The sequence below is a fragment of the Shewanella sp. 2_MG-2023 genome (genome assembly GCF_030548905.1).
In the GTDB taxonomy this organism is placed as follows: Bacteria; Pseudomonadota; Gammaproteobacteria; order Enterobacterales; family Shewanellaceae; genus Shewanella; species Shewanella electrodiphila.
The window spans coordinates 52,302-79,285 of record NZ_JAUOSO010000019.1; the positions used below are offsets into that span (position 1 = coordinate 52,302).

At 40.6% G+C, this 26,984-nt stretch carries 20 protein-coding genes and 1 other RNA gene; 6 read left to right on the forward strand and 15 right to left on the reverse strand.

The window, feature by feature from the left end; genetic code table 11:
• Window positions 1-71: 71 nt before the first annotated feature.
• Genes Q4600_RS17420 through Q4600_RS17430 form a run of 3 tightly spaced genes read right to left on the reverse strand, consistent with a single transcriptional unit; the run spans window position 72 to window position 2,880 of the window.
• Complete coding sequence (locus tag Q4600_RS17420) at window positions 72-1,790, reverse strand: GGDEF domain-containing protein (RefSeq protein WP_303517333.1); 1,719 nt, start codon at window positions 1,788-1,790, stop codon at window positions 72-74.
• A 9-nt stretch (window positions 1,791-1,799) separates the two neighbouring features.
• Window positions 1,800-2,006 (reverse strand): hypothetical protein, encoded by a 207-nt coding sequence (locus tag Q4600_RS17425; protein ID WP_153913335.1) that lies wholly within the window; start codon window positions 2,004-2,006, stop codon window positions 1,800-1,802.
• A gap of 28 nt (window positions 2,007-2,034) precedes the next feature.
• Window positions 2,035-2,880 carry an SAM-dependent methyltransferase gene (locus Q4600_RS17430; RefSeq protein WP_303517335.1) on the reverse strand — a complete coding sequence of 282 codons (846 nt, stop codon included), beginning with the start codon at window positions 2,878-2,880 and terminating at the stop codon, window positions 2,035-2,037.
• A 345-nt stretch (window positions 2,881-3,225) separates the two neighbouring features.
• On the opposite strand from Q4600_RS17430, the gene Q4600_RS17435 reads away from it, so the two are divergent.
• Window positions 3,226-3,759, forward strand: a complete 534-nt coding sequence (locus tag Q4600_RS17435; protein WP_303517336.1) for an outer membrane protein assembly factor BamE — start codon at window positions 3,226-3,228, stop codon at window positions 3,757-3,759.
• A gap of 132 nt (window positions 3,760-3,891) precedes the next feature.
• Here Q4600_RS17435 and Q4600_RS17440 read toward each other — a convergent pair whose 3' ends face one another.
• On the reverse strand, window positions 3,892-4,224 hold the full coding sequence (locus tag Q4600_RS17440; RefSeq protein ID WP_229370092.1) for an RnfH family protein: 333 nt from the start codon (window positions 4,222-4,224) through the stop codon (window positions 3,892-3,894).
• Window positions 4,214-4,651 carry an SRPBCC family protein gene (locus Q4600_RS17445; protein ID WP_248954992.1) on the reverse strand — a complete coding sequence of 146 codons (438 nt, stop codon included), beginning with the start codon at window positions 4,649-4,651 and terminating at the stop codon, window positions 4,214-4,216. The genes Q4600_RS17440 and Q4600_RS17445 overlap by 11 nt, the downstream gene beginning before the upstream one ends.
• A 201-nt stretch (window positions 4,652-4,852) precedes the next feature.
• Here Q4600_RS17445 and smpB point away from each other — a divergent pair, with 201 nt between their 5' ends.
• Together smpB and ssrA are read left to right on the forward strand one after the other, a co-directional pair.
• Entirely contained in the window at window positions 4,853-5,350 is a 498-nt protein-coding gene (gene smpB / locus Q4600_RS17450) for an SsrA-binding protein SmpB (RefSeq protein WP_102526487.1), read from the forward strand.
• A gap of 72 nt (window positions 5,351-5,422) precedes the next feature.
• Window positions 5,423-5,777: a transfer-messenger RNA gene (gene ssrA, locus Q4600_RS17455) on the forward strand.
• Between the two features lie 198 nt (window positions 5,778-5,975).
• Here ssrA and Q4600_RS17460 read toward each other — a convergent pair.
• Window positions 5,976-6,317 (reverse strand): zinc ribbon domain-containing protein YjdM, encoded by a 342-nt coding sequence (locus Q4600_RS17460; protein ID WP_102526514.1) that lies wholly within the window; start codon window positions 6,315-6,317, stop codon window positions 5,976-5,978.
• A 373-nt stretch (window positions 6,318-6,690) separates the two neighbouring features.
• Between Q4600_RS17460 and Q4600_RS17465 the strand changes: the two genes are divergently transcribed.
• Window positions 6,691-9,393 carry an EAL domain-containing protein gene (locus Q4600_RS17465; protein ID WP_303517338.1) on the forward strand — a complete coding sequence of 901 codons (2,703 nt, stop codon included), beginning with the start codon at window positions 6,691-6,693 and terminating at the stop codon, window positions 9,391-9,393.
• A 185-nt stretch (window positions 9,394-9,578) separates the two neighbouring features.
• On the opposite strand, the gene Q4600_RS17470 is transcribed toward Q4600_RS17465, so the two are convergent.
• A complete protein-coding gene (locus Q4600_RS17470; protein WP_303517341.1) occupies window positions 9,579-10,628 on the reverse strand; it encodes an alkene reductase in 1,050 nt (349 codons plus the stop codon).
• A gap of 156 nt (window positions 10,629-10,784) precedes the next feature.
• Window positions 10,785-11,042 (reverse strand): TIGR02922 family protein, encoded by a 258-nt coding sequence (locus Q4600_RS17475; RefSeq protein ID WP_102526490.1) that lies wholly within the window; start codon window positions 11,040-11,042, stop codon window positions 10,785-10,787.
• A 263-nt stretch (window positions 11,043-11,305) separates the two neighbouring features.
• Here Q4600_RS17475 and Q4600_RS17480 point away from each other — a divergent pair, with 263 nt between their 5' ends.
• Window positions 11,306-12,028, forward strand: a complete 723-nt coding sequence (locus Q4600_RS17480) for a YebC/PmpR family DNA-binding transcriptional regulator (RefSeq protein WP_102526491.1) — start codon at window positions 11,306-11,308, stop codon at window positions 12,026-12,028.
• Between the two features lie 73 nt (window positions 12,029-12,101).
• Here the strand turns inward: Q4600_RS17480 and raiA are convergent, their stop codons facing one another.
• The 3 genes from raiA to Q4600_RS17495 form a co-directional block, all read right to left on the reverse strand.
• Window positions 12,102-12,458, reverse strand: a complete 357-nt coding sequence (raiA, locus tag Q4600_RS17485) for a ribosome-associated translation inhibitor RaiA (RefSeq protein WP_102526492.1) — start codon at window positions 12,456-12,458, stop codon at window positions 12,102-12,104.
• Window positions 12,459-12,977: 519 nt separating this feature from the next.
• Complete coding sequence (locus Q4600_RS17490; protein ID WP_303517342.1) at window positions 12,978-17,306, reverse strand: alpha-1,6-glucosidase domain-containing protein; 4,329 nt, start codon at window positions 17,304-17,306, stop codon at window positions 12,978-12,980.
• A 78-nt stretch (window positions 17,307-17,384) separates the two neighbouring features.
• Window positions 17,385-20,375 carry a TonB-dependent receptor gene (locus Q4600_RS17495; protein WP_303517343.1) on the reverse strand — a complete coding sequence of 997 codons (2,991 nt, stop codon included), beginning with the start codon at window positions 20,373-20,375 and terminating at the stop codon, window positions 17,385-17,387.
• 401 nt (window positions 20,376-20,776) lie between these two features.
• Between Q4600_RS17495 and Q4600_RS17500 the strand changes: the two genes are divergently transcribed.
• Entirely contained in the window at window positions 20,777-21,220 is a 444-nt protein-coding gene (locus Q4600_RS17500) for an OsmC family protein (protein ID WP_303517345.1), read from the forward strand.
• A 233-nt stretch (window positions 21,221-21,453) separates the two neighbouring features.
• On the opposite strand, the gene Q4600_RS17505 is transcribed toward Q4600_RS17500, so the two are convergent.
• From Q4600_RS17505 to Q4600_RS17520, 4 genes are all read right to left on the reverse strand, one after another.
• Window positions 21,454-21,765 (reverse strand): hypothetical protein, encoded by a 312-nt coding sequence (locus tag Q4600_RS17505; protein WP_102526496.1) that lies wholly within the window; start codon window positions 21,763-21,765, stop codon window positions 21,454-21,456.
• A 183-nt stretch (window positions 21,766-21,948) separates the two neighbouring features.
• The gene (locus Q4600_RS17510; RefSeq protein WP_303517347.1) at window positions 21,949-25,224 is read right to left on the reverse strand and encodes a S41 family peptidase; all 3,276 of its coding nucleotides are present in this window, start codon (window positions 25,222-25,224) and stop codon (window positions 21,949-21,951) included.
• 264 nt (window positions 25,225-25,488) lie between these two features.
• Window positions 25,489-26,370: a hypothetical protein gene (locus Q4600_RS17515; protein ID WP_303517349.1), complete on the reverse strand. Its 882-nt coding sequence runs from the start codon at window positions 26,368-26,370 to the stop codon at window positions 25,489-25,491.
• Window positions 26,363-26,950, reverse strand: coding sequence for a sigma-70 family RNA polymerase sigma factor (locus tag Q4600_RS17520; protein WP_303517369.1), 588 nt, complete (start codon window positions 26,948-26,950; stop codon window positions 26,363-26,365). The genes Q4600_RS17515 and Q4600_RS17520 overlap by 8 nt, the downstream gene beginning before the upstream one ends.
• Between the last annotated feature and the right edge of the window lie 34 nt (window positions 26,951-26,984).

Sequence of the window (26,984 nt, forward strand, 5' to 3'; positions counted from 1 at the left end):
TAGGTTGTTTGGATTTGTTTTGATATGAGAACTAAGCACGACACTGATATTTAAAAAGAGACATGCCTTACTTAAGACTTAACTACTCGATTTCGACCTTCAGATTTCGCTTTATAGAGCGCGTTATCTGCACGATTTAATATAGGATCTAGGCTTAAGTCATCGTTAGTTAAATCACTCACCCCAAAACTACCTGTAATTGTAAATTGATGACCAGAGTAACGAGTATTGATATTAGCAAATGCTGTACACAAGCTTTGCGCGCATTCATATGCAAAATCAATATCAGTGAACGGCATAAAGATCGCAAATTCTTCGCCACCTAAACGGCAAACAATGTCACTGGCACGTTTATGTTCAGTAATCGTATCAGCCACCTTTTTTAACGCCCAGTCACCGGTAGCATGGCCGTAACTATCATTAATTTTTTTAAACCAATCTAAATCAATAACAATGACACTAATACTGCCTTGCTGAGCTTGCACTTGAATAAATTCATTCTCAGCTTTTTCGATGCCTGCGCCTCGATTATATAAACCTGTCAACGCATCTATTTGCGCTTGTTTACGGAATTGATTTCGCTGCATCCAAGCTGCTGACAACATCAAGCTCAAAAAAGCCACCGTGCCGACTAATACCGTTGAGAACATAAAAGAAGAGCTTTTTTCGTTATTTAACATACTACGTTGCTTAGCAATCATCTCATGATCTTGTACGAGTTGATTCAGTTCACGAGTTTTCTCTGCAGAATCGAACTTAACCATTTGGTAGGCATTTTCTTTTACTTTTTTCTCATTGATTATCTGCATATCTAAGGCATGAGCTAGAACCTGATATTGATAAGCTTCTTTATATCTACCTTGTCGATTAGCAAGCATTGATAATATTTCACTTACTTTTCTCTTAGGTAACATATAAATAGAATCATTGGGTAGCGCATTGACCAATTCAGCATAATGGGTAGCGGTTTCGAATTCTTTAATATGATAGTGGACTATCGCTAATAGTGCGTTTGTCCTTGATAGTTCGTAGCTAAAATTGAATCTTTGATAAACCTTTAAAGCAGTTTCCAACTGCTCTTTAGCCTTACTATATTCACTCATTTCCAGGTTGATTTCAGCTAACCCTTTTAGAGCCATAGCCCCAACAAGAGAAAACTCGTGAGTTTGACAATAAGCGTATGCTTCGTCAAAAGTGGAGGTAGCTTCTTGGTAGAGTCTCAAATTCAAATTGCTGTAGCCTAGTCCTACAAGCCCATAGCAATGGCTTTTAGGTGACTGCTGTTTATTCAAATCCAATAGTTTCTCAGAAATTCGTTTACTTTCTTTATATGCATCCATGTCTAGGTATACATTTAAAATGCGTAAATATGACTCTAGTTTTAATTCTAGATCTTGGTAGGTTTCTACTCGTTCAAGGTTCTTTCTTAATTCAATAAATGCAGAAGTGTAATTTTTTAGGCCTATATATGAAGTGACCTTATACATATAAGACTGGGTTAATAATATTCTATCTGTTGCCACTTTTTGTACATCATCTAGGCGAATAAGTGCAGTCTCAAAATTGCCTATCATTATTTGTCTTTGGGCATCGATCATCCATAACCTAGCAAGCTGGTCATTATTTAAAATTGAGCTTTTATCATGTAAGGCACTAAAAAGCACTCCCCCTTCATCAGGGGAAGTTTTCATCGTTTTTTCTAATTGCGATAACTCTATATCAATTTGCTGGTCAGTATTGGCAAAAGCAAAAGGACTTAGAAAAAACAAAATCAATAATATAAATTTCAAGCCATTAGCCTAGGAATGATGAACAAACAATATTTTAGATTTATCAACATCCCCAATTAATGCACAGACTTTACCTTCATCGCATGACATTACAGCTTCTTGTTCCTCTTTACTCAAGCCGTAATCCTGCATGACTTTTTCAGGCGAGCTTTCATAGGCTTGTTTTAATTTTGCATCCGAGCTTAAATCCGTTAAAAAAGAGCTAAGTTTTGACATAGTAATTTCCATTTTAGTGTTGAAAGGTTTATCCAATATCGCAAGCTTCAATCCCAAGGCGCTTTAATATGTCGAAATTTAAAGCTAATTGCTCCGAGGGAGGTATTAATAATGTACTAATGGTACTGAGTTCAACATGAGGCAACTGCTCAAGGTTGAAACGTTCAATTCTAGGTTTTAAATGAGGTAAGGTAGCAGCTTCGTAAATGACTACCTCATGCTCACGCGGATACCACTGTGATAGATGCTCAACTAAGATCTCTAACCGCTCTGATGTTGTCGAAAATTCAGTTAACGTATGTTCGCCAGCTAACGATATTTGCCACAGGAGTAGATGGGTCTTAGGGTTAGGAATATGCTGATACAACATAAATTGAGTGGCTTCGTAGCTTTGATGTCCGGAAGTGCCAGGATCTATACCTAAATCAGCCCATAGGCACGATTCTGCAGAAATCCCTGGCAGCATTTCAGCTTGATAACCTTCTAATCTCGCCTGCTTAATCGATAAATGCGACACACAAGCAAAAACGCCAGGATGACCATACAAGGCAACAACCACGTTTAAGCCAAGACGTACTTGTTCGAGTATTGCATCGACCATTTGCGAATAAGTATCACGGCGATTTTTCACTTCACCTTTTTGGGCATAATAAGGCTGAAGTGAGTGATGATTAGCATTTAAACTAACTAGCCATCGTTCAGTAAACCCATCAGGAACCAGCGAAAAAATGATATCTGCATTTTCAATGTAGCTTTTACTTAATACACTGATCTGCCCAGCTAATTGCAGACCGGTACCTACAAATGTCACCTTACCTGCTGATTTTTGAGGTGCCAGTGATTGTTGATTTTTTTTAATTTCTTTTGATGACATCGTTAATCATTATTCTTTTTGTCAAATTAGAGCGAATATTAAGCACGTATCGGGCTATGCAGGTTTATGAATTAACTTAATTAATCAATTTTTCTGTCTCAGCTAAAACCCATTATTCAAACTTATATAATTACTCTTGGATTTACCATATTTTTCTACATTTATGTAACAATTAAGCGCGATTACCTGAGTAATTAGTCAAGTTTACTAAGTTGTGAGGAACTAACTGACAACTATCCACTCTATTATTCACACAGTTATAGCATCCAACAGTTAATAGCCACTTGTCAGCATAGGGAAGCCTTGGGTATGATGGCGTCAGATTTTTAGGAAATAGCGCAGACAATGATAAACAAAAAACAAAGTCTTACCCTTTTAGGCGCAGTTGCGCTATCAGTATCTTTAAGTGCCTGTAGTGTTTTTGATTGGTTAATCTATAAGCCTGATGTACCGCAAGGTAACTACATGGAGTTACAACAAGTAGAAAAGCTACGTGTTGAAATGACTAAAGAGCAAGCCGAATACATATTAGGTCGCCCAGTATTGCGTGACAGTTTCGCTGATAATATTTGGTATTACGTTTATCACTTTAAAAGTGGTCGTAATGCCAGCGTGACTCACAAAGAGCTTATTTTATACTTCGACGGTGATTTGCTCACCAAAGTTGAAGGCGATTACAAATTAAGTGATGACTTTGATACACCACTTAATGAAGGTGCGCTGCCAACCATATCTGCGCCTGTGGTTGCTCCTTTGCTTCCAGAGCAAGAGCCTGACGCCATTCACCGTGATGCTAAGCCACTGGTTGAAGAAGAACGTATTTCAAAGGAAAATGACGTACCAAAAGGCGGTAATCAAAATCGGCCAAAAGGCGAGTAACCAAATTATACTCACAAAAAAGCGTACAGCATTAGCTGTCCGCTTTTTTATACGTAAAACTCGTTACACATAGCATTACGCATCAATATCACATGGATAGCTTAAATCACATGGATAGCTTAAGTTTATAAATTAAAGCTTAGCACCTGTAATTTTGTTGCTGCGCCCTTCCTCTTTGGCTTTTTCAGCTCGCTTGCGGCGTACATCCTTAGGGTCCGCAATGAGTGGCCTATATATCTCAATACGCTGACCTTGTTGTAGCACTTCATCATGCTTGGCTTGGCGGCTGAATACTCCAAGTTTGACCTTTTCAAGATCAATTTCAGGGAAAAAACTGACAATATTACTCTGCTTAACAGCCTCAATAAAAGTGGTGCCAGGCATCACACTAATGGTGATAATTTTTTGTTGCGTAGGGAGCGCATAAATCACATCCACAGAGAATGTTTCAACGTCATTTGTCATTGTAAATTACCTTGGCTCTATCGGTAAAAGCCGTCACCATCGAATTCATTAACTCTTTAAATACTCGGCCAAATGCCATGTCCGCAAGCGGGTTTGAAAACTCAAAATTTAAGTCAAACTCAACTTTGCAAGCATCTTCCGTCAACTCAGTAAAACGCCAAATGCCATCTAAGTTTTTAAATGGGCCATTTTCAAGAGCAAGAGACACGGATTTTCCAGACACAACCTGATTGCGGGTCGTAAACGTTTTACGAATACCCGCTTTAGATACATCAACCGATGCGACCATTGTCTTACCATCAAACTCAAGGACTTTGCCGCCCACACAGCCAGGTAAAAACTCATGGTACGACTCAACGTCATTTACCAGATCATACATTTGCATTGCACTGAAGCGTACAAGCACATTTTTTGAAATTTTTGGCATGAATAACAACACTATCGATAACAATCTGCCAATTTTAACACGCTTGAAGTAAAACGCATCCATTACGATTAAGGAATAAACTCGCATCTTTAAGTGGTTTGGGTATAATCCCTTGATTAGTTTATTCTCTCCCCCATATCTGCAGTATGTGAAAACGAGCAGATCTTTTAAATGGGATAACAGCGGGCAGTACACGCGATTATGGTAAAAAAGAATTCGAAAAAATCAAAGAATCCACCCGCTACGATTACACGTAATAAGCGCGCGACCTTTGAATTTAAAATTGAAGAAAAAGTAGAAGCAGGACTTGAGCTACAAGGCTGGGAAGTTAAATCCTTGCGTATGGGTAAAGTGACCTTAGCTGATTGCTATGTTTTCATCAAAAACGGTGAAGCATTCATGCATGGTTGTACTGTTCAGCCCCTCAACACAGCGACGACCCATGTAGTGTGTGATCCGGTTCGTACTAAAAAGCTACTAATGAAGCGCAGCGAAATTGATAAACTTGAAGGCTTAATTGAGCGTCAAGGTTATACCTTAGTGCCGCTATCTCTATACTGGCGCAAAAGCGCTTGGGTAAAAGTAGAGATTGGTCTAGGTAAAGGTAAAAAAGACCATGACAAGCGTCAAGACACTAAAGAAAGAGAATGGAAAGTCGAACAGTCGCGCGTAATGAAAAAGAGCAGACTGGACGGATAATATACAAACGATTGTATTTTAGTGGAATACGCTAGGTATTTTAGCGTTTACCCGATACAATCAACAAACTTTGGGGGCGATTCTGGATTCGACAGGATTCACGAAACCCTGGGAGCATGTCGAGGGGCGGTTGGCCTCGTAAAAAGCCGCACTGTTATAGTTGCTAACGACTCTAACTACTCTCTAGCAGCTTAGGCTAGCTAGCCATCTTACCCACGTCTCTCAAATGGGCAGGGATTCAAGATGGTCATATTACATTTGATAGCGAGGGAACTCCGTCCGAGGGTGAACCGCGAAATAGTATCGGACTCGCCAATTGCAATCCTGTCTTTCGGAGTGTACTTGGTTAATCAAAAGAGAGACTAAACATGTAGCGCCTTGGATGTAGGCTTTCTGGACGCGGGTTCAAATCCCGCCGCCTCCACCAAATACTTAAAAGGGCTTAACCGCAAGGTTAAGCCCTTTTTCTTTGCATTAAGATAAAACATTTACGTCTCAAATTATTCAAAACACTTCAATTGATTCACATTCGGCGGCGGGAGCTGAACCCAGGTCCATATTTTTCACATAAAAAAACACCTGCTTGTTGGCAGGTGTTTCTAATCTAAATTGGCAATAATGCTAATTAGTTTTGTTTTCTAACAAACTTAGATTTAAGCATCATTTGACCGTGGCCATCGACTTTACAATCGATGTCGTGGTCTGCATCTACAAAGCGTTTGATGACCGCTTTAGTGCCTACTTTAAGAACGAGCGAAGAACCTTTAACTTTAAGATCTTTAATCAAGGTCACTTTATCTTCTTCAGCCAGTAAGTTACCGACAGCATCTTTTAAAATGATTGCATCTGGATCGATGATTTCTTCATTCGGGTTCCATTCATGAGCACATTCAGGGCAAACTAATTGTGAACCGTCTTCGTATACATATACAGATTCACATTTTGGACATGGTGGGATAGCGCTCATGATAATTTCTCTCAATTGATATAAGTTTCAGGCTGATTAGCCTAAGTCATTCCACTAATAAGCAGAAATAGATGTTTTACATTATACGTAATTTATTGGATCTCAGCCAGTAACAGCACATTACTCGAGTCACAGTTATAACACTGAGATACTAGATTACAACAAGACTGCACCTTTGAGTTTTGTACCTACAAGATAGTAATTCTCCTTACACCTCTGAACAGTACAATTTTTCGCTCACTTGCTGTTGACCCTAGGTCATATTCAGCTCATATTGATACATAATTGTTAATATTTACATCAACTTCTACAACATTTATCGGTTTGTTATTTGGGAGCAGAATATCTTGTTATTATTAGTAAGGCCTAGCCTTTGAGTTTAATTGCTCACTATCTCCATAAATGGAAAATTAGGCTGGGTATCTTTTTTGTGCTTGTCTGTATATGGCCTATTCAAACTTGGGTCATTTCGTTAATGTCCCATGATGCACTCACGCCTTATGAAATTAATCTCACTCTACCCTTATCTGACGAGCTAAATCAGCAATACGGTTTATCCGCTTCAAGTCACATAGAAAGCGTGTTTGTCAGTGGCAGTTTCTCCGATTGGCACCCTGACGATGCCTATTATCAAATGCGAGCTAATGGCCACAATCAATGGCAATTCACATTACCCCTTCATCATGGCGACATAGAATACAAACTGGTTTTACAGGTTAAAGGTGAACAAGATCCTATTTGGATTTTAGACCCTTATAACCCGAATACATCAGTTAACCCATGGGGAAACAAGAACTCGTTAATAGAAGTCGCCGATTGGCCAAAAATTGCGTTAATAACTCAATTGCTGACTTTTGCACTGATTGGCTCTTTTCTATTATTTTGCTTACTTGAGCCCTTACTCTATTGGTTGCTGCATTTAAAAATGCCATTGCATCGCAAGCTAATGCTAACCAATTTGTTGATCCTTGTGTGTGCTCAAGTGATTTTTTTCAGTTACCAATTACATCAAAATAGACAGTTAATTAAGCTGAGTGTCAGTGACACCTTACACAATATGCACTTGCTTTTAGCCAGTAACCAGGTTGATATCACTGATTTAACCAGCCAAAAAACGCAAATAGATAAAACCATTAGTCATTTCTTTAACCAAGCGACAACTCGCATTGATAAAAAGCAAACCAGTCTATTTCAAATTACCTTGTCAGACTTTGCGGTTCTCGATAACGATGGCCAACTGATTTCTTTACATCATAGACAACAAAATGAATCGATTCAGCTTGATAGAGCCACAAAACTGGGATTTAACTCTACCTCAGATTATTTTGTCAAAGGCATGTGGTCCAAGTTAATTCCACTAGCAAAACAAGATGCACTCAATGGCCAGTTAATTACCGCTAAAAGACCGCCAGCCATTCGACATGTCGAAACTAATAAAACGCGCCAAGGAGAATGGGTACTGGGCTTTAGTCAGGTCATGCAGCCTATTATTGAGCGTGGCCAACTGATGGGGTTTTACGGTGGTTCTATTCAAGTGAAGCTTTATGGTGCAGAACTATTAAATACACTTATCTTTCAATTAATGTTGCTGTCTGGCGTATTGGCGTTAGCGAGTTGGTTATTAATGAGTGTAGGTAAAATCGTTACGGCGGATATTTTAACTTTGACCAACTGGACCCAAAAAGTGGTCAAAGGTGACTTAACCCAAAAACTAAAACTGAATAGCCAAGATGAAATCCAGCAACTCGGCGATAATTTTGAAATCATGCGCCAGTCTTTAGCTGAAAGCTTTCATCAAATTGAACAGCAAAACAGTAACCTATTTAAAGAGGCTTATTTTAATAATCTCACTGGCTTACCTAATCGCAAAAAACTCTATGCTGATTTAAGCAAGCATCAAGCAAGTTCTTTGTTGGTATTCAACATTAATAACTTTGGTGAAATAAATGATTTTTATGGCATAACCACTGGCGATACTATCATTCAAAAGGTCGCAAATGGCCTGGAGCTGTCTTGCGCCCCTCACAGCCTTTATAAAACAGGGGCTGATGAGTTTGTAGTACTCATGGCTTGTGACTGCAGTGATCAGCAACTGCAACAATTAGCAGAACACATCATTGACCATATCAGTCATCAAGCGATGACAATTGATGGTAATGAGCTCTATGTCACCTTAAGCGCAGGTGGAGCACATTGCGTTAACGACCAATATTCTCAATTACATCAACAAGCAGATTTAGCGCGGCGTATTGGTCGTCGTCAGTTCCAGCGATATCGATTATTTACGCCAGATATGTCAAACCCAAAAGCCTTTGAAGCGAACATGCATCAAAACCGAATGTTGGTATCAGCTGTTCAGCATGATTGGGTGACGCCGTATGTGCAGTTAATTAACCCCTTGTCAGCCGATGCACAGCCCAAATTTGAGTGTTTGATGCGAATCTGTCTTGACGATGGCACAGTGCTGACACCTGCGATGTTTATGCAAACGGCAGTACGTTCAAGACTTTATCCTCGGATGATGAAAACCATGTTAGAAAAGTCATTCTCTCTCTTTAGTCAGTTACCTTATGAGTTTTCGGTGAATATTTCACTGGAAGATATTGCTGATACTGAGCGAGTTGCAGAGCTATTTGAGCTACTTAAGGCAAACCCAGAGACCTCAACCAGACTGACCTTTGAATTGCTCGAAAGTGAAGAAATCACCAACTATGATTTAGTCCATGACTTTATTGTGAAGGTAAAACCTTTCGGCTGTAAAATTGCCATTGATGACTTTGGTGCAGGCTACTCTAACTTTGTCCATTTAATGAGTCTTGATATCGATGTCATCAAAATTGACGGTTCATTAATCCGCAACCTTGATATCGACACCAAAGCACAACACTTAGTTGAAACCGTGACCCATTTTGCCAAAAAAATGAACATTAAGACGGTAGCCGAATTTGTAGACTCAGAACAAGTACTCTCGCAAGTAAAACACTATCAAATTGATTATGCCCAGGGCTTTTTACTTGGAAAACCTGAAGCCTCGATTGAAGCCGCCTTATCTATCCAAAGAGACAATAGTGCTTAACCCTTATTAATAAACATTAAGTACTAATTAACTGCAGTACTAATTAAGTGAAGCGCTAATTAAATGGAGCTGTTATGCCCACTTTAAAGCGACATAAAAATGCTGCGAAGTGACGCAGCATTGGGGTTAAGCTAAGGGGATTAATTGCGCGAAATAAGCAAGTTAAAGCAAACTCCTGCTATTAGTTACACTAACTCAGCAAGCATGGCATCATCATAAGCGGTGAGTTCAAGTCCATCGCGCACTCTAGCGACATAATCAGGGTTGGCGATAAAAGCTCTACCGATTGCTAATAAATCAAATTGGTTATTCGCAATGGCCTTACTACCTGTTTCGGCGGTATAACTGCCCACCCCAACTAATGTTTGCTGATATTGCTGGCGTAAATAACGAGACGCCGTTCCACCTAAATAATCAAACTCCATCGCATCATCAAATATACCAAGATGTATAAATGCCAAGTGACGGGTTCCTAGCTGCTTTAACAGTGTATCGAAAACCGCTCTATCACCTTGATTAGGTTCCATATTGAAATATGCACCAGGTGATAAGCGAATTGCCGTTCTATCACTGCCGATAGCTGCAATAATTGCATCGACTACTTCAACTGCAAAGCGCGCCATATTTTCAGGTGTTTCACCGTATTCGTCTGTGCGGTTATTACATGAGTAATGCAAAAATTGATCGATTAAGTAACCATTGGCACCGTGGATTTCTACCCCATCAAAACCCGCTTCGATCGCGTTACTTGCTGCTGTTGCGTAGTCACTGACTAGTTGCGCAATATCTGCTTGAGTGGCGGCTTTAGGCTGCTGATAGGTTAATTCGCGATTTCTAGGTATGGTACCTTCAATGCCAATATTCGATGCTGAAATCACTTCGCCGTTTTGCTCACCAAAAAAGAACGGATGAGCGACACGCCCTGTATGCCATAACTGCGCGAAAATCTTGCCGCCTTTGTCATGTACAGCCTTAGTGACGACTTTCCAGCCTTCAATTTGCGCTTGTGTATATAGGCCTGGGGTATTCACATAACCTTGACCGTCGGGGCGGATAATGGTCGCTTCGCTAATGATTAATCCTGCATCGGCTCGGCGGGCATAATATGCTGCCATGGTAGCGGTAGGCACTAAGTTATCATCAGCCATACAACGAGTCAGTGGCGCCATAATTATTTTATTATTCAGGGTTAACGTGTCATTGAGCTTATACGGGGTGAACAAGGTGGCGGTCATAAAATACTTCCTTGATAAAAACGGTTTAACAAACTGAATACGCAAATCAATTTTACTATTCGGCCTGTTAACATTCGAACATGAAAAAGCGACTCACTAGTAGTCGCTTAAAAATACGCTATGTATATACGTTGTAAATAGAAATTTAGTTCTGAATTAGACTAAATTTTTCTGAGCATAGACACGTTCACCTAATGAGTTGAGGATTTTACATTCACCATCAAGTACAGCAATAATCGACTTTCCTGCTCTAAAATCATTAGGCAGCATTACCCTGCCCGTTTCGCTTACATCTAAGCCTGTCAACACGGTATTTTTCATTAATAACCCCACAGGAGCCTCATAAAATAATACTGTCACCGTCGCTTTATTTTCGTTATCAGTGGTGGCCGGTTCTTGAATCACTTTTGTCATATTTTTACTCTCTTACCGATGCTAACTACATGCTTACGATATGGTTTTTATATCACTTGTTTCAGTCTAGACGATTATTGTTGCTAATACCTCATTCAAGCAATCAATATCTTACACAAATTTAACACCATCTATGGTAAATTAATCCTAATAATCCTATATCGGCTGATCTGCATCAACTGCAACGCCCATATAGACTAAACAGCTGCGATTATTTTTGTTAGAATCAGCGGCAATTTTTCGAAATTCAAAACGAGATCAAGATGGGAAGAGCATACCAAAACCGCAAAGAATCTATGGCAAAAACTGCCGGCCAAAAAACGCGTATCTATTCGCGCTACGGTAAAGAAATATACGTTTGTGCTAAAAATGGTGGTTTTGATCCTGATGGTAACCTTGCGTTACGCAGCCTAATTACCCGTGCAAAGAAGGATCAAGTCCCTACTCACGTTATTGAACGCGCAATTGAAAAAGCCAGAGGCGGTGGCGGTGAAGATTATGATACTGCTCGCTATGAAGGTTTCGGCCCTGGTGGTTGTTCAGTTATCGTTGACTGTTTAACCGATAACGTAAAGCGTACATTCACTGAAGTTCGTCAAGCATTCGTTAAAAACGATGCAAAATTAGGCGGGCCAGGCACTGTTGCTCATAGTTTTGATCATCAAGCGGTATTTGTATTTGCTGGTGACGATGATGAAGCGATTCTTGAATTATTAATGATGGCTGATGTTGATGTAACTGACGTTGAGTTAGAAGATGGCATGATCAGCGTATTCGCGCCTATTACTGAATTCAGCAAAGCACGCATTGCTTTGACCGAAGAAATTGCTGACATCAACTTTGAAGTTGAACATATTACTTTTGTACCTCAAGCCATGACTGAACTGACTGGTGAAGATGTTGAAACCTTCGACAAATTCATTAACGCGTTAGAAGATTGTGACGATGTACAAAACGTTTACCATAATGCAGAAATTAACGATTAATCTGTGAGTTTCTTGCAATAAAAAACGCAGTCATTTGACTGCGTTTTTTGTATCTAACTCATATTAGCTTGATTTACTTAAGATCCATTTCTTGGACTCGTTCATAAGCAATTTCAGGCGCTGTGACTTCTGGTTTGGCGTGCAAATCAGCTTTTAGCTGACCTTTTCGATGCTTTAATGCTGCATCAAGTTTTTTGCCTGCACTTGAAAGCGCAGGGTACATAACAGGGTCTGAGGCTTTGGCGGCTATACGACTTCCTTCATAATTTGTCGTGATTTCAACTTCAAATTCGCCGTGTTCTTTTGAGATGATGATATCGAGTGATATTAACGTTGGGAAATGGCTGGCAATTTTAGTGAACTTTGCGCTAACGTCTTCTTTTACAGTATCTGTAACATCAACATGGTGACCTGAAAGATTTATTTTCATAGATAACTTATCCTTTAATAATATAGCTTGGCTATATACTTCACTTTCTAGCAGATATTTGTGCTTACATAATTAGATTTGGGGGCGTTTGTCCTAGATCACAAGGGTAATCGCATTAATCATTGTTAACTTAATAAACAACCTGCTTCCATTTTCATACTTATGTCATTTATTTAGTTTACAGCTTTAGTATAGACATAAAACCACAACAAAATCTGCAACTTTTGTCGTCTTTACGCTGAATTTGTATTTATTGTCATTTTTCAAACAATTAAGCGTACTTTTTGATTATTTTTCATTCTATTAGCCGTGGTAAAGTTTGTGATAGTTTGTTCATGTGCGATTTATCCGCCAATACAGATGCAATAATGCTCAGGGTTAAAGCTGTAAGCATTGATAGTATTAACCACAAATACTGAATAAAACGACTATAACCTCTCAATAAAAAGCCCAGCTAAAGCTGGGCAATAAAAGTGAAGCCTATAATAACTAGGCTAATATATCCTCTTCATTACTGGTTTAATTCACCGAAGTAACGCTCAATACTGGCGAGCTTGAACTTGGCCCAGTAACCGTAAAGCGATAAGTCCCCGCTGTTGCCACATCAAACAGCATGTTTGCGCCTTTTGAAGCCAACGTTTTCATATCGCCTTCAACAACAGCTTCTTCACCTGCTATCGCGCCCAAATCAACAGTTGACCAATCTCCGGTAGCAATCTTAAACTCTGCATTACCCGCTTCTAAAGCGATATCAACAGTGTAAACAGATGAACCTTGATAGCTCAGGGCATCAACTTCGCCCCAACCATTCATTCCGCCGCGAATATACACAGTATTAGTGCCAAACATTTCTGCTTTATTGACTGTTAGCATTGGCTCTAAACGATTACTCATATCAAAAGTAAAAGTGTACATTTCTTCAGTTTCAAAGTTGAGACTCATATTCGTCCCAGCAACCGCTAACGCTTTGGCAGCATCTAAGGTCACTGCACCATTATCATCTAAACTGCCATAATCAACTGTAGACCAATCACTTGAGGCAACTTTAAATTCATGGTTTGCAGCTGATACCAATATTTCTGCTTGGTAAATACTGCCGCCCATGTAAACCAATTCATTGGTTTCGCCCCAACCATTCATGCCACCACGAACATAAACACTCGTGCCGACGAAAGGCTCTTCGTTGTATACGGTGAGTACTGGGTTATCTTTATCTGCTGCATTAAGTGAGAACACATAAGTGGCATCTGTTGCTGCTGTAAAGCTTAAGTTAGCTCCGCTTGGGGCAAGTTGCTCTGCAACATCTTCTTCAACGCCAGCTTCAGCATCAGATACGCCGCCAAAATCAACGGTGCTCCAATCTGCTGAGGCAATTTTAAAGTCATAACCACCAGCGGCTAAAGTAATTGCAACGCGATATTCACCACTACCAATATAAGTAAAGCTATCCACTTCACCCCAGCCGTTCATGCCACCACGAACAAACACTTCTGTGCTGCCATATGGCACAACATCTGGCGCACCTGCTGTAGCATTAGCACTTAAACCTGTACCTTGTGTATCACCCTGATTTTTAACAAATACAGCGGTGGTATAAGCAGGGACAGTAAACGTACCTTCTTCAGTACCCTCGCTAAAGTTGGCACTTTGCACTGTGGTGTCAATCGACATAGATAAACTTGGATGCAAACTAAAACCAGATGCTGTCGGCACTGTATGAGACTGCTCATTTTCACTGCCGTTGATCATCACGACCATGGCATCAACTGAAGGATCTATATCAGTTAAATCAGCACCATCATCAATACTCATCACAATCACGCCCTGAGTCTGATTTTTGCCAATATTATGGAAACCAACACGGTCAATAATGTCTTGCTCAGTCGTTAAACGCAGTAATGGGCTCGTTTTACGTATAGATAAAAACTCATTAAAGACGTTAGAAGCAAACTCAATTTCAGACATAGAAGGGGCTGAATTAGGATTACCCGCAAGCGCTATAATTTGCTCCATTTTCTCAGCATTATCTTGCTCTAACGGTAAGCCTACATTCCAGTTATTGCTGCCTTTAGTAAAGTCGACCCAGTTAAACCAATCGCCGGAATCATAAGTATTTCGGTCTAATGATTTTGAGCGCAACATGTCACCACCCATTTGTAAAAATGGAATACCTTGGCTCATTAATGGAATCGTAGCGGCAATATTTTGCACTCGTACGCGGCTATCTAACGATAAACCAATATCATTTGAATACTGTAAAATATCCCATAGAGTTTCGTTATCATGCTTTGATACATAGTTAATACTGTCTGCAGGATCTAAGGTGTAACCGGTTGGCTGTGAGTTCCAGCTAAAGCTACTCCCGGTGGCAGTATTGCCGTTAAAGTCTTTTAGTACGTAGTTTTGTAAGTTACCTGCCATTGATAAGCGCAGAGTGTCTTGGTCTCGCAGGTAATCGTCTTTTTGCTCTAGTGCAAATAAAGCCCCCCCTCGAACGGCCTCACGAATGCGGTCATTGTAGGTACCGACTTCACTGCCTGCCATATTGGCTTGAGTGGCCTGTTCGAACAATCGATTATCGGCGACTTCACCAAAGTTCCAACCTTCACCGTAGAAGTAGTTATCAGCATCCACCGCTTGAACGGCATCACGGGCGGCTAAAATACTGCTTTTAGGCATATGTCCCATGACATCAAATCGGAAACCATCAAAGCCATATTGTTCAGCTAAAATCACCATGGAATCAGAGACAAACTTATCCATCATTCGATGTTCAGTGGCGGTATTATCGCAACAGGTTGATGATTCAATATTACCGCTAATTTCGTTATATCGGTGGTAATAACCTGGCACGACTTTATCGAGCACTGAGTTATCCCAAAGCCCAGATGAACTGGTATGGTTATATACCACATCTAACACGACTCTTAGCCCTAACTCATGTAAAGCTAAGTTCATTTCACGCAGCTCTTTTACACGAGCAATGCCATCGGCATCGCTAGCATAACTGCCTTCAGGTGCAATAAAGTGCTGAGGGTCATAACCCCAGTTAAAGCTGTCATAACCGCGCATAGCTTCAACTAATGCTTGGGCATCTTTTGAGCCTGGTAATGCTCCTTCTAGGATTGATTGAATTGTGGCTGATTTATCTTGGGTAACACAGGCATCTGCATTATCTTCAATCTTGTCACACAAGGTGCCTAAAGTGTCTGTTATATCAACTCGCTCTGCCGGATCTTCATTAACAGTAGCGATATCATTAACAGGTAATAAATGGAAATGAGTCACGCCGCTTTCAGCTAATTTACGCAGATGCTCAACAGGTGCACTACCCTCTTCAGTAAAGGCTAAATATTTGCCACGATTCGCTTCTGAAGTGCTTTCATCACGCGCACTAAAGTCACGTACATGCCCTTCGTAAATCACGATATCTTCAGGGTTTGCTACCGTCATGACTTCGTGGTCATCCCAACCTTCTGGTTTTAAGTCATCATCACTTAAGTTAACAAATTGACTATAGCGGCCATTGGTTGACACATTCAGAGAATAAGGGTCCGTTGATTCAAGTGTTTCAATGACTTTAGTTACAGGATGGAAAACGGTGAGTTCGTAACGGTAATACATTCTGTCTAAGCTCATATCACCGCTAAATGTCCAAATACCTGTTTCAGCATCTAAGGTCATCGACTCAGTGCTGGTCATATTCTTGGCTGCATCATAGATATTTAAGTTAACTGAGTGAGCCGTAGGTGCCCACACTTTAGCCATAATATTGCTACCATCGTACATGATGCCTAAATCAGCTTCATCAGCATCATTCTCACCAGCGGTGTAAAGTGCATCAAGTACTTTAGCAGCTTGAACATGGGTTGCTGCGACAGGTTTGTTGTCGCCATCATAAGCCACCATGATTAACTGGTTTTTAGCGACCATTTTAGCTTCATCAGCACTAAAGTTTGCTTCATAAGCTGGCCAATCCGCTAAATGCGGTACTAGGGCTTTTTGGGCATCAGTGAGTTCACTAGTGACCACTTCAACTTGTGTGCCACTGATATTGCCTGCGATATCGCTCTCAATACCTGCGGTTGCAGAATGATGAATAACAAACTTTGCAATTCCGTCCGCTGACTGATTCCATACAAAAGTATTTTGATCTAACCAATGGGCACTTGCCCCCTCAATAGAGAAACCGACATCCAATATAGGGAAGTTATAGACATCAGGAGTGCCATCAATTGTAAAATTAGCGCGATCAAATTGCGCCTCTATTGCAGTAGAATCTTCATAAGCCTTGAGGTTAACCGACAAATCACCTGCAGATAACGCCTTGGTATCACCATCATGGATAATAAATTGGGCACACTCTGAGTACCCTTCTTTAAGATTAAGGATCCAATAAGCACCGTAGTTTTCATCAACACCATCAAACAGGTGGCCATTACTCCATTCTGTGGAGTCAAACGGTGGGGCATAGCTATTACAGGCATCGTTATTCCAAGTATGGAGCCTGTATGCCGAATAATTCGGATTCGTTTCGGTGTTATTATTATCCTTCAAGCGGTTGTAATATAGAACAGCTTGATTTTCACCAGCTAAAACCACAGGTAAAGGTAAACTGTCGTTATAACCAACAATACAAGCTTCATTTTTGGCATCAGGGAAAGTCGGTGCTTTACACACTTTTGCTGGCGGAGCCACACATTCAGTGCCTGTAGAGTTGGGAATGTTTGGCGAACTACAAGTCAATAATACCTCACCTGGTTCTGATGATTCACTACCACAGCCTGTCAATGCTGTGATACTAGCTGCAACCGCAGTCAATTTTATTATTTTAGAAATACTCATCATGAGTGGGCTCTCCCCATTGAATATGTTTTTATCAAACGTGATACTTGGTGTTTATTCTCTTGATTTTCTTTCAAGTGATTACATTGCATAAGTGAACCCCAAATAATATTCACGCCCAAAATATTGAATCGTTCCTGTTTTTTGCTGGGTGCCAAAATAACTTTTGGTGGGTTCATCGGTTAAATTGTTTACTTGAAATAACACACCTAACCCATCTGTGACTTGATAAGACGCTTGATAGTCAATGACTGTTTCACCATCAAAGTTGACCACTTGCTCATTAATCGCCACTTGTTCTGACACAAACTCATCGCGATAACGCGCACTCACTCGGGTTTCAAACCCTTCATAGGAATAGAACAGTGTTGCATTAGCAACGTTATTAGATAATCCAGGTAATGATTGAATCGTTGTATCACCACCTAAACTGGTGATAGATTCAACCTCTGATTCGGTATAGGAATAACTGGCATTAAAGCCTAAGCCTGACCAAGCATCAGGTAAGGTTGAAAATACTTGGGTATAAGCTAATTCCAGGCCGCGAATGTAACCACCGTTAGCATTATTTACTGCGGTGGTATAAGTGCCGTTATAGGTGGGTACACGGGAATTATTATCAAGCTCTTTGTATTCTGGGACATTAAAGCCATTCCCTGCAAAATCGAAATCAGTGATACCAATGGTATCAATGAATGAGTCAATATTTTTGTAGAATACTGCGGCAACTATCGCACCGTCATCAAGGTAGTATTCATAAGATAAATCATACTGATCGGCATAAAATGGTTTTAAGAAAGGATTGTTAGTACTGGAACCATTGATTTCGCCATCATCTGAAACCGTTGCACTAATATCGCCAGCAAGACGATTAATTGGCGGGCGAGACATCACTTTCGCGGCCGCAAAGCGCAATTGAGACTCATCATTTAATTTGAAATTAAGGTTTATCGATGGCAAATAATCTGTATAGCTAATACCTTGAACTGTGCGCGCATAGTGTTGATTGATAATGCCTATGTCGTCTGTAATGTTTTGCGCACCTAACTCAGGCTCCCCACCGACATTTTGCAACATGGTTGCTGACTGGTCAGTGTTAATCACACGCACGCCAAAGTTACCCGTTATAGGCAAGCTGCCTATTTCTAGATCGATATTAGCCATCACATAACCAGAAAAGACCTCTTCGTATACCTCCCCGCTTTGCAGCATGGTCCATGAGTAACCATTTTCATAACCTTTCGCGTCAATGACTCCAGCAGAATTACCCCAAGTTTGTACAGGTTGCGGTGTGCCATCAGGGAACCATGCATTGAGCGCTTTATCTACATCAATCGCTAGATATGAAGGGAAGTAACCAAAGTCCCCTTCCCAGTCGACCACTGTGGCCATTTCATCAGTTAACCTAAGTGGTGGTTGCGATTCAGAAAAGGCATTATCAGCACCATATTCAAATACCGAGCGATCATTTGAGTAGGTACGATCAGAGTAGCGACCACCAAACTCTATACTTGAGATAAAATCATTATCAAGTTCATAGGTGAAATCTAAACGAAATGCAGTTAATTCATCCTCATTTACAAAGGGGTAAATACCGTATTTACTCACCATCACTTTATCTATATTTGAAAAGTCATCAGCCTGATTAAAACCCACATCAGGTAGATTTAAACCATTAAGTAGATAGTTGATTGCCACATCATTATCAAATATGGGGGAATCGATGGTGGCATCTTCTGCAACGTTAGACCATAGCAAACCATTACGGAAATCACTTTTAGCTGACGATAACGACACATCTAAATTTACATTTAAATTATCAGTGACTTGCCAATCTGCATTGATGCCAAAGCTGTTTACTTCATCAAAATCTTGATTGTCATCGTTGACGATTTCAACGCGAGTATTACTGTCTTTTGATTTACGCCCGAAATTACCACCAACCACCGCATTACCATCTAATACAGGGTTATGAATATTGGCATTTTCACCATCAAGTTTTACCCTAAAACCACGAGCAAAAGCTTCACTATCAAAACGAGAAATAAAAGCATCCGCCTTCAGGACAAAGTTTTCAACAGGTGCCCATTCAATAGCCCCCATGTAGCCATTTCGGGTTTCAACACCGCCTAAATGTTGTAACTCGAAGCCTTCACCTAGGTATTCTTTATGGACATTGCTCATGTCACCGTCATCGCCAACAGGGCCATTAGTATCATTCTCTAAGCCATCAACATCTAACGAGCCATTATAAGCAAAACCTACAAATTGCGTCGCGACGCTGGGTTGCTCAAGCCTTGCATATCCAACAGCCACCCCTAAGGTATCTTCTAAGAACTTACCTTGATACGAGAAGCTTAAGCGATGACCAAACTCTTCTGCGCCAAACACTTCGTCAGCGCGGTCGTTATACATGCCACGAACATTAGCTGTAAAGTTGTGTTGTTTTTCTTTGCTTAATGGGCTGACGGTAGTAAGTTCAACCGTACCCGCTACACCACCTTCGATGAGTGATGCTTTTGGCGATTTATAAACTGCAGCTGAACTGATTAACTCTGAAGGATATTGGTCAAACTCAATACTACGTGAGCCACTTGTCGATACCTGCTCACGCCCATTTAAAGTTGAAAATACAAAGCCTCCAGACATACCACGAATATTGATTTCTGCCGCTTGGCCACCTGTACGTACCGCTGAGATACCCGGTAGACGCGTTAATGCATCAGCCATTGATACATCAGGCAGTGCACCTAAGTCATCTGCTGATAGTTGCTCAGAAACGGTATCCCCATAGCGTTTTGAGTTGAGAGAATCAATTAAACTGCGACTATATCCAGTCACATTAATCCGTTCGATATCTGTGTCTTCTTCCACAGCCTCAGGGTTAGATTCTGCTAACACATTGGTAGGTGCCGTGCTTTCAGTCGCTTGGACTTCAACATCAGCTGTTGATGACTGGACTGATTGTGTTTTTACCTCATCGGCTGCCAAAGCCTGACTAGGAGTTAATATAAAACTGACTCCTGCCGCCGCTAGCGCTAGCGATAAAACACTAGGTTTACAATTGAACATTGAGTTTCCCCTCACCTTACTGACTTTATAGTCACCCAACATTCAGTTATACGACTCAGACTAATGGAATATCAGGCATTATTATTTGGTTATAGTAGTCATGGATAAGTATTCGCCTCAATTTATTGCATACGTATTCATAACATTCGATTAACAATTAAGGCTGTTAAATAAAGGCTAAGAGGATGAAAAATCGGATAAAAACTATCCAAATAAATATTGCAAAGGAATTTTTACTCTAGGCTAGTCTTTAAATATCTAAGCTTTAGTAGATTTCATCAGTCACTTAGGTAAAATGCTTGTTCAGCGAAAAATATCTAGGCAAATGCTTTTACATCATTTGATGTTTTACTCAAAAAAGCTTATCTAAATATTTGAAATTGTTAATAAAGGATTTTTAGATGGGTTTTAAGTTAACGGTAAAGTGGCAAGCGGATCACTTTGAGCATACTGCACCAGAATTTAACCGAGACCACCAAATTGAGTTCGGTTCAGGCCAAGTGGTTAATGCTTCTTCAGCGCCAGAATACAAGGGTAATGAAGCTAAGGTAAATCCTGAAGAGAGTTTGTTGGCAGCATTATCCTCATGCCATATGTTAACTTTTTTAGCCATAGCTCATTTAAAACGGCTCACCGTTGAAACTTACACTGACAACGCCAAGGCCGAGTTAGGTAAAAATGAATCGGGAAAATTATCTGTGACTAAGATGTGTCTTAATCCAAAAGTGATATTTGCTGATGGTGTAGAAGTGAGCCAAGAAGTCCTGCAAAAGATTCACGATAAAGCGCATGCCAATTGCTTTATTGCCAATAGTATTAACTCTGAAGTAGAGATTAATCTGTAACTAGTTTACCTGCGATAAACACTTGAAAAGCCACTCAATTGAGTGGCTTTTCAATATGGAAATGTAAGTCTAGTAATTAACCCATATCATAAGCTTAATTCGTAAACTTATTTAGGAAAACAGGAAGTGAGCCTGTGTTTTGAACCTGTGTTTTGAACCTGTGTTTTGAACCTGTGTTTTGAGAAAGTGTTTTGAGTAAGTGTCTGACTCAAAGTTTAACTCAGTGTTTTAACTCAGTGTTTTGACTGAACCTTAGGGCTCATTTTCTGCTGCTCACTATAGCCCATAAACATCTTACGATATTCATTATTGACCATTGTCCACATAACAAGACCAAACAAAAAACCTGCCGCGGGATAGATCATTAGCGCTTGAGTAAATGAGTTGACTAATTGGGTGTTCATGACGAAATGGTCGATAACAAAGATAATAAAAGCCGTTGAAATTCCCCAGCCCAATACGCCGTGTAGAAAAACAAATCGCCACTTTCCGCCCGCAATCAACGACTCGAGTTTTACTTGTTTTGAATAACTAAAGTCACTCATATCCATCCTTAGATTTGAATTCGATTTCCATATTTTAGGGTTATATTCATCTTGCTCTGACGACAATAATGAATCAACCTTTTGGCTTACAGGCCAAACTTTAACGCTTAAACTACATAAAATAAAAGCCGCTGTCGACTACTTTTTCGACAGCGGCTTTTCATTAGAAATGCTGCAAAATATTTATTGCGGCAAGATATCTTTCGCAGCGCCAGTCTCAGGGATTGGTAGTGCTTTTAACGGTAAAATAGGCGTCTGCACCATTTCATCTTTTAGGTAACTAATAGCTTTATTGAGCTGAGCATCAACACCACTGAAGGTGGCATAAGGTAAGTTATCGACTTCAATATCTGGTGTCACCCCAAAACCTTCAACAATCCAACGTCCATCCATTGCATATTGTGGGTATTCAGCCACACGTGCCATGCCTTTATCTGTAAGACGGTTTCGACCTGAAAGCCACACACCTGCTCCCGCTGTTTGCTTACCAATCACAGGGGCAATACCTAAGGCTTTAATCCCTGCAGAAAAGGTTTCTCCATCGGAATACGTCATTTGATCAGCTAACACGACTAAATGCCCTCTGAAGGTCTGCTGCATATTGGTACTAGCAGACCCATGTGTTGGCTGCCAAAATGCCCACGCACGGCGCAGTAGTTTCTCAATAATCCAACTATCAATATTGCCGCCTCGGTTACGACGAACATCGATGATTAAGCCTTCTTTATCATAGTTGGTATAAAATTCACGGGCGAAACTTTCAATGTCACCCGATCCCATAGCATATAAGTGTAAGTAGCCCATTTTGCCATCGCTGGCTTCGGTCACTTTAGTGGCATTGTTATTGACCCAATCTAAATAACGTAATTTTGCGTCGGTGTTATTTTCATGAGGAACCACAATCGTGCTATGGCTGCGTTTACCGCGCTTTAACTCTAGTAATACTTGTTTTTTGGCTTGGTTTCTAAGCCCTTGGGTCACTTCTGCAATATTAGTGACTGGTTTGCCGTTAATCGCCAAAATAATATCACCTTCTTTAGCATCAACTTCGATACGTGCTAATGGTGATGCTTGGCTTGGTAACTCAGGATCATTTTGATAAATATGGCTTATCACTATGCCTTTTGAAGTTTGCGTTAATCGCGCGCCTAAACTTGCTCCTGTTGCGGTGTCATTTTTAGCAATGTCGCCACCCCTGACTTGTGAGTGCAAAGCGTCTAGTTCACCCATCATTTGTTTGAAAATGTCATTTAGTTCATTTCTGTCGGTCAGCCTTGCTAGCAAAGGTTGGTACTTTTTCTTTATTTCAGTCCAATCTTTACCACGCATGTTTTTGTCATAAAATGAATCTCGGTGCATTAACCAGGCATCTTCAAAGATTTGTTGCCACTCTTGCATTGGCGATATGGCTAATTGCCACTGAGCCGTGTCTACTTTGGTGTTTTTAAGCTCAGCAGGTAGTTTATCGCCCGCTGCAACTATGTGTAATTCACTCGGATTAGACTGCTTAGTAATCAGCAGTTTTTCACCATTAGCAGACACCTGGTAATCAGCGATATCAGCTGCAAACTCGCTAACGTCTGCAGATAAGTGATCAAACTTAACTAATTTCAAACTGGTTTTGTTTGCATGAGTGTCTAACAAGTAGAACTTATCTTTTAACACTGTCAATTTGTCATAATTACCCGCAGCGATAGGCACTTGCCATAGTCGCTGTTTAATCCCTTTCCAATCCACTTTAGCCTTTTTAGTGGTGTTCTCTTCATCATCAGAAGTAGCAGCTAATTGCGCTGCATTAAGCTCGGTTGGTTTAACAAATGGAAACAGGGCTTTTTCATTTAATGCGATAGCAAAAACTTGTGTCCGTTTATCAAAAATCGGCCCCATATTTCTATCACCCCAAGGCGAGCCCGGTGTGGCGTCAAAGTGACGATTCGATAAGAAATATAACCACTGCCCATCAGGACTGAAACTTGGCGAGTACGACTCATACTTATCACTGGTTAGTGATGTAGACTTTTCTTCAGATAAAGAATAAAGCACGATTTGCGGTCGCTGCTTACCGATTTCAGCTTTCGTTACCGCAATAAGTTGGCTGTTAGCAGACCAAACGATATTAGGGTATTCACCTAATCCTTCGCCGTTAGTAATGATTTTTTGATTGTTACCTTTTTTCAAATCTAGCAACCAAACATTGCCATCATAATCATCGTGAGCAATATAGCGGCCATCAGGTGATAAATGTAAGCTAGTGCGAAGGCTACTGCCATCTTTGGTTAACTGCTTAGCCCCTTTGGTGCCATCAGCTGGGAATTGCCATATTTCTTGCTGACCAGATGCATCACTGATGCCGTATACCCACTTGCCATCAACGCTTAATACGCCGTCTCGAATGCGAGATTCAGCGGGACTTTGAATCTGCACTAATCGGCTGCCATCATGGCTGGCAACTGCAACATGGCTTCTTGCTGTTATAACCGCTTTGTCACCTTTCGCGGCAAACTCGACAGAGGTCGCGAATTCCATCGGATCGTTTATCCAATGTTCACGGCGATGAGGGAAGTCAGAAGTCAAACTGACATTAATGATTGATGAGTTTTGATTAGCAATATCAAACACTTTTAAATCTGCACCGTGTTGGAAAACAACTCGGCCTTGATTTAGGGTCGCATCACGTACTTGCCATTCATTGAACTTGGTGTGCTGCTTAATATCACTGCCATTAAGCTGCATTGACCAGATGTTGTCATTGCCTGATTGGTCACTAACAAAATACAATCTTTGTTGCCACAGCATAGGTTGTCTTACTGAGCCTTGATGCGCCGTTGTTAGTTTTTGCGCTTCATTTTCGCTGCCAAGCTCGAAGCGCCAAATCTCGCCCAGTGCTCCACCACGGTAAACTTTGGCATTGTCGCCGCTGGCCTGTAAGCCAAACTGAGTGAAGTATACGTACTTACCCTGTTCATCTATCGTACCTTCAATCGCATCTGCAAGCGGTAAATCCGTTACAGCCAATGAATTAGGGTTAACGGTTTTCAGTACCCAATAATTCGCTGGGCCATGGGCATTGTCTGTTGAGTAAAGCACTTCTCCTGAAGCTGTCCAGCCTTGTAATCTGACACGGCTGTTTTCAAAACTTACCCGTTTGGCTACTCCTCCGCCAATTGGCATAACATAGACTTCTGTCGCCCCGTCATAATTCGCGGTATAGGCTAGCCATTGTCCATCTTTAGATATTGTCGCGTCTAACTCTTCAGCTGCTTGAGTGGTGATGCGTTTAGCGTTTGTTTGATTTAACTGACTGGTCCACAAGTCGCCTTCTGCGGTAAAGACCACGGTTTGGTCATGCAAGGCAGGGGCTCGGTAATAACCTTGATTGTTTGTATCGAGCGCAAAAGTTGAAGTACTGCATAAACCTAATGCCAGTAAACATGCAGTAACTGAGTGGCGAAGTTTCATAGTCAGAAAAATCCTTGTAAATATTATTATTTTCAAGGACTCAAATTAGCAAATAAATGGTTAATAAGCAGCAGTAAAGTGGAGGAAAACATCATTTAAATGATATGAAATTGTAACCAAATTAATGTTTAATGCGACAAAAGATGTTCTGTCGAATAAAATTCATATATATCAATATCTAAAGCAATATTCACGACTAATGGTTCATAAGCAGCCCAGCGTTATCAATCTTGATAACACTGAGCTATGGAATGCATCACTGTTTTACTGGGATGTTAATTGCTGCTTTAGTTTTTTGAAAGCATCATATTGCGGGTGCTGTGGATTAACAATATTCGGGAATCGTTGTTCGATAGTAAGCATATAACGTTCCGCTTGAACATAATCTTCAGATTCGACCAATTCACTGAGCTGCATAACGGCCTTTTCTGCAGAATCAACATGCATTCTAGGGGCTGTTCGATCAAGTTCAGTGCGATTTCGCTCAATGTCAGTACGCTCAAGTCTAGGTTCGGTAGACAATGAAGATGTAAGTGCTTCGCCTACACTAACCCCTTCTGCAGACTCCATTTTCATTTGGCCACGAACGCCAGCCTTATTGGTTTGCGGAATTTGTGCATCAAACCCTTGTACACGAGCCTGTGGCATAGGGGTATTTTTGCTCTCACTCATATAAGCTGCTTCTGACGATGTTACTCCGGTTGCGTCCATAACTGGCGCTTTTACAGTTGCCGGTTCTGCTGTTTGAACAGGTGCTATTTGAACAGGTGCAGCCATTTGAACAGGAGCTGCTACATCAGACATAACAGGAACACTGTCATCAAGTTCCGGCACTGCATGTTGTTTAAATTCTGGGTTAAGTAACATCACTGAAGCAATAAGCATCACAGAAGCTGCACTTGATATAGGCAAGCGATGCTTTTTCCAAAAACTTAATTGGACAAGATTACTTTTCTCGGCAGTATTCACATTATTTTTTAATGAAGATGCCTGAGTCGCTTTCGCTTGCAATAAAATAGCGGCATCAATTGCGGCTGAAGGCCGTTCAAGGGCTTGCTGCTTATAGAGTGCTGAGATTTCTTGCTGTAAGGCAATAAACTCTTCATCACTCATTGCATCTTTATCTGTCTGATGACGATCAGTCATATGTTACCCCTTGCCATTTAGCGGCAACGCATTGCTTAATGCTTTGATAGGCATAACGAATACGGCTTTTAGTGGCTTCTAAAGTGACATCAGCAATATCACTAATTGCGGCAGCGGTTAACCCTAATTCGATATTAAGTAAAAAAGCCTCTTTTTGAACTGCAGGTAAACTGGCTACACAGGACTTAAGTAATTTGGCTTTTTGTTCATCTTCAAGCTGCTCATCAGGACGGCCATGAGCATGTTCATTATTAATATTGGCATCAAAGTTATCCATAGTCTCGTCTCCCATATCTGCAGCTTCATCAAGCGGTTTAACCGCTCTAACATGATCGATTAATAAATTATGGGCGATGCGATATAACCAAGTAGTGAACTTTGCTGTAACTTTATAATTACCCGCTGCATTTATCACTTTGCCCCAGGTATCTTGATACAAGTCTTCAGCCAATGATTTCTGGCTCAACTGGCGAACAAAATAGCGATATAACGGGCCTTTATGCTTAGAATATAACTGCTCAAATGCCGCAGTATCACCTTGCTGATAATTCAACATGAGTTGCTCATCTGATATTCCCATTGCACTATCAGAGCTTTGCTTATTCGAGTCTGGC

What these genes read in the sequence shown, in the direction of transcription:
- Q4600_RS17470 (WP_303517341.1), bottom strand. Translation starts at nt 10,628, where the DNA reads ATGACCGCCACCTTGTTCACCCCGTATAAGCTCAATGACACGTTAACC.
- Q4600_RS17430 (WP_303517335.1), bottom strand. Translation starts at nt 2,880, where the DNA reads ATGTCATCAAAAGAAATTAAAAAAAATCAACAATCACTGGCACCTCAA.
- Q4600_RS17510 (WP_303517347.1), bottom strand. Translation starts at nt 25,224, where the DNA reads ATGAAACTTCGCCACTCAGTTACTGCATGTTTACTGGCATTAGGTTTA.
- Q4600_RS17425 (WP_153913335.1), bottom strand. Translation starts at nt 2,006, where the DNA reads ATGTCAAAACTTAGCTCTTTTTTAACGGATTTAAGCTCGGATGCAAAA.
- Q4600_RS17445 (WP_248954992.1), bottom strand. Translation starts at nt 4,651, where the DNA reads ATGCCAAAAATTTCAAAAAATGTGCTTGTACGCTTCAGTGCAATGCAA.
- Q4600_RS17475 (WP_102526490.1), bottom strand. Translation starts at nt 11,042, where the DNA reads ATGACAAAAGTGATTCAAGAACCGGCCACCACTGATAACGAAAATAAA.
- Q4600_RS17490 (WP_303517342.1), bottom strand. Translation starts at nt 17,306, where the DNA reads ATGATGAGTATTTCTAAAATAATAAAATTGACTGCGGTTGCAGCTAGT.
- raiA (WP_102526492.1), bottom strand. Translation starts at nt 12,458, where the DNA reads ATGAAAATAAATCTTTCAGGTCACCATGTTGATGTTACAGATACTGTA.
- smpB (WP_102526487.1), top strand. Translation starts at nt 4,853, where the DNA reads ATGGTAAAAAAGAATTCGAAAAAATCAAAGAATCCACCCGCTACGATT.
- Q4600_RS17505 (WP_102526496.1), bottom strand. Translation starts at nt 21,765, where the DNA reads ATGAGTGACTTTAGTTATTCAAAACAAGTAAAACTCGAGTCGTTGATT.
- Q4600_RS17500 (WP_303517345.1), top strand. Translation starts at nt 20,777, where the DNA reads ATGGGTTTTAAGTTAACGGTAAAGTGGCAAGCGGATCACTTTGAGCAT.
- Q4600_RS17520 (WP_303517369.1), bottom strand. Translation starts at nt 26,950, where the DNA reads ATGGGAATATCAGATGAGCAACTCATGTTGAATTATCAGCAAGGTGAT.
- Q4600_RS17480 (WP_102526491.1), top strand. Translation starts at nt 11,306, where the DNA reads ATGGGAAGAGCATACCAAAACCGCAAAGAATCTATGGCAAAAACTGCC.
- Q4600_RS17460 (WP_102526514.1), bottom strand. Translation starts at nt 6,317, where the DNA reads ATGAGCGCTATCCCACCATGTCCAAAATGTGAATCTGTATATGTATAC.
- Q4600_RS17440 (WP_229370092.1), bottom strand. Translation starts at nt 4,224, where the DNA reads ATGACAAATGACGTTGAAACATTCTCTGTGGATGTGATTTATGCGCTC.
- Q4600_RS17495 (WP_303517343.1), bottom strand. Translation starts at nt 20,375, where the DNA reads ATGTTCAATTGTAAACCTAGTGTTTTATCGCTAGCGCTAGCGGCGGCA.
- Q4600_RS17515 (WP_303517349.1), bottom strand. Translation starts at nt 26,370, where the DNA reads ATGACTGATCGTCATCAGACAGATAAAGATGCAATGAGTGATGAAGAG.
- Q4600_RS17435 (WP_303517336.1), top strand. Translation starts at nt 3,226, where the DNA reads ATGATAAACAAAAAACAAAGTCTTACCCTTTTAGGCGCAGTTGCGCTA.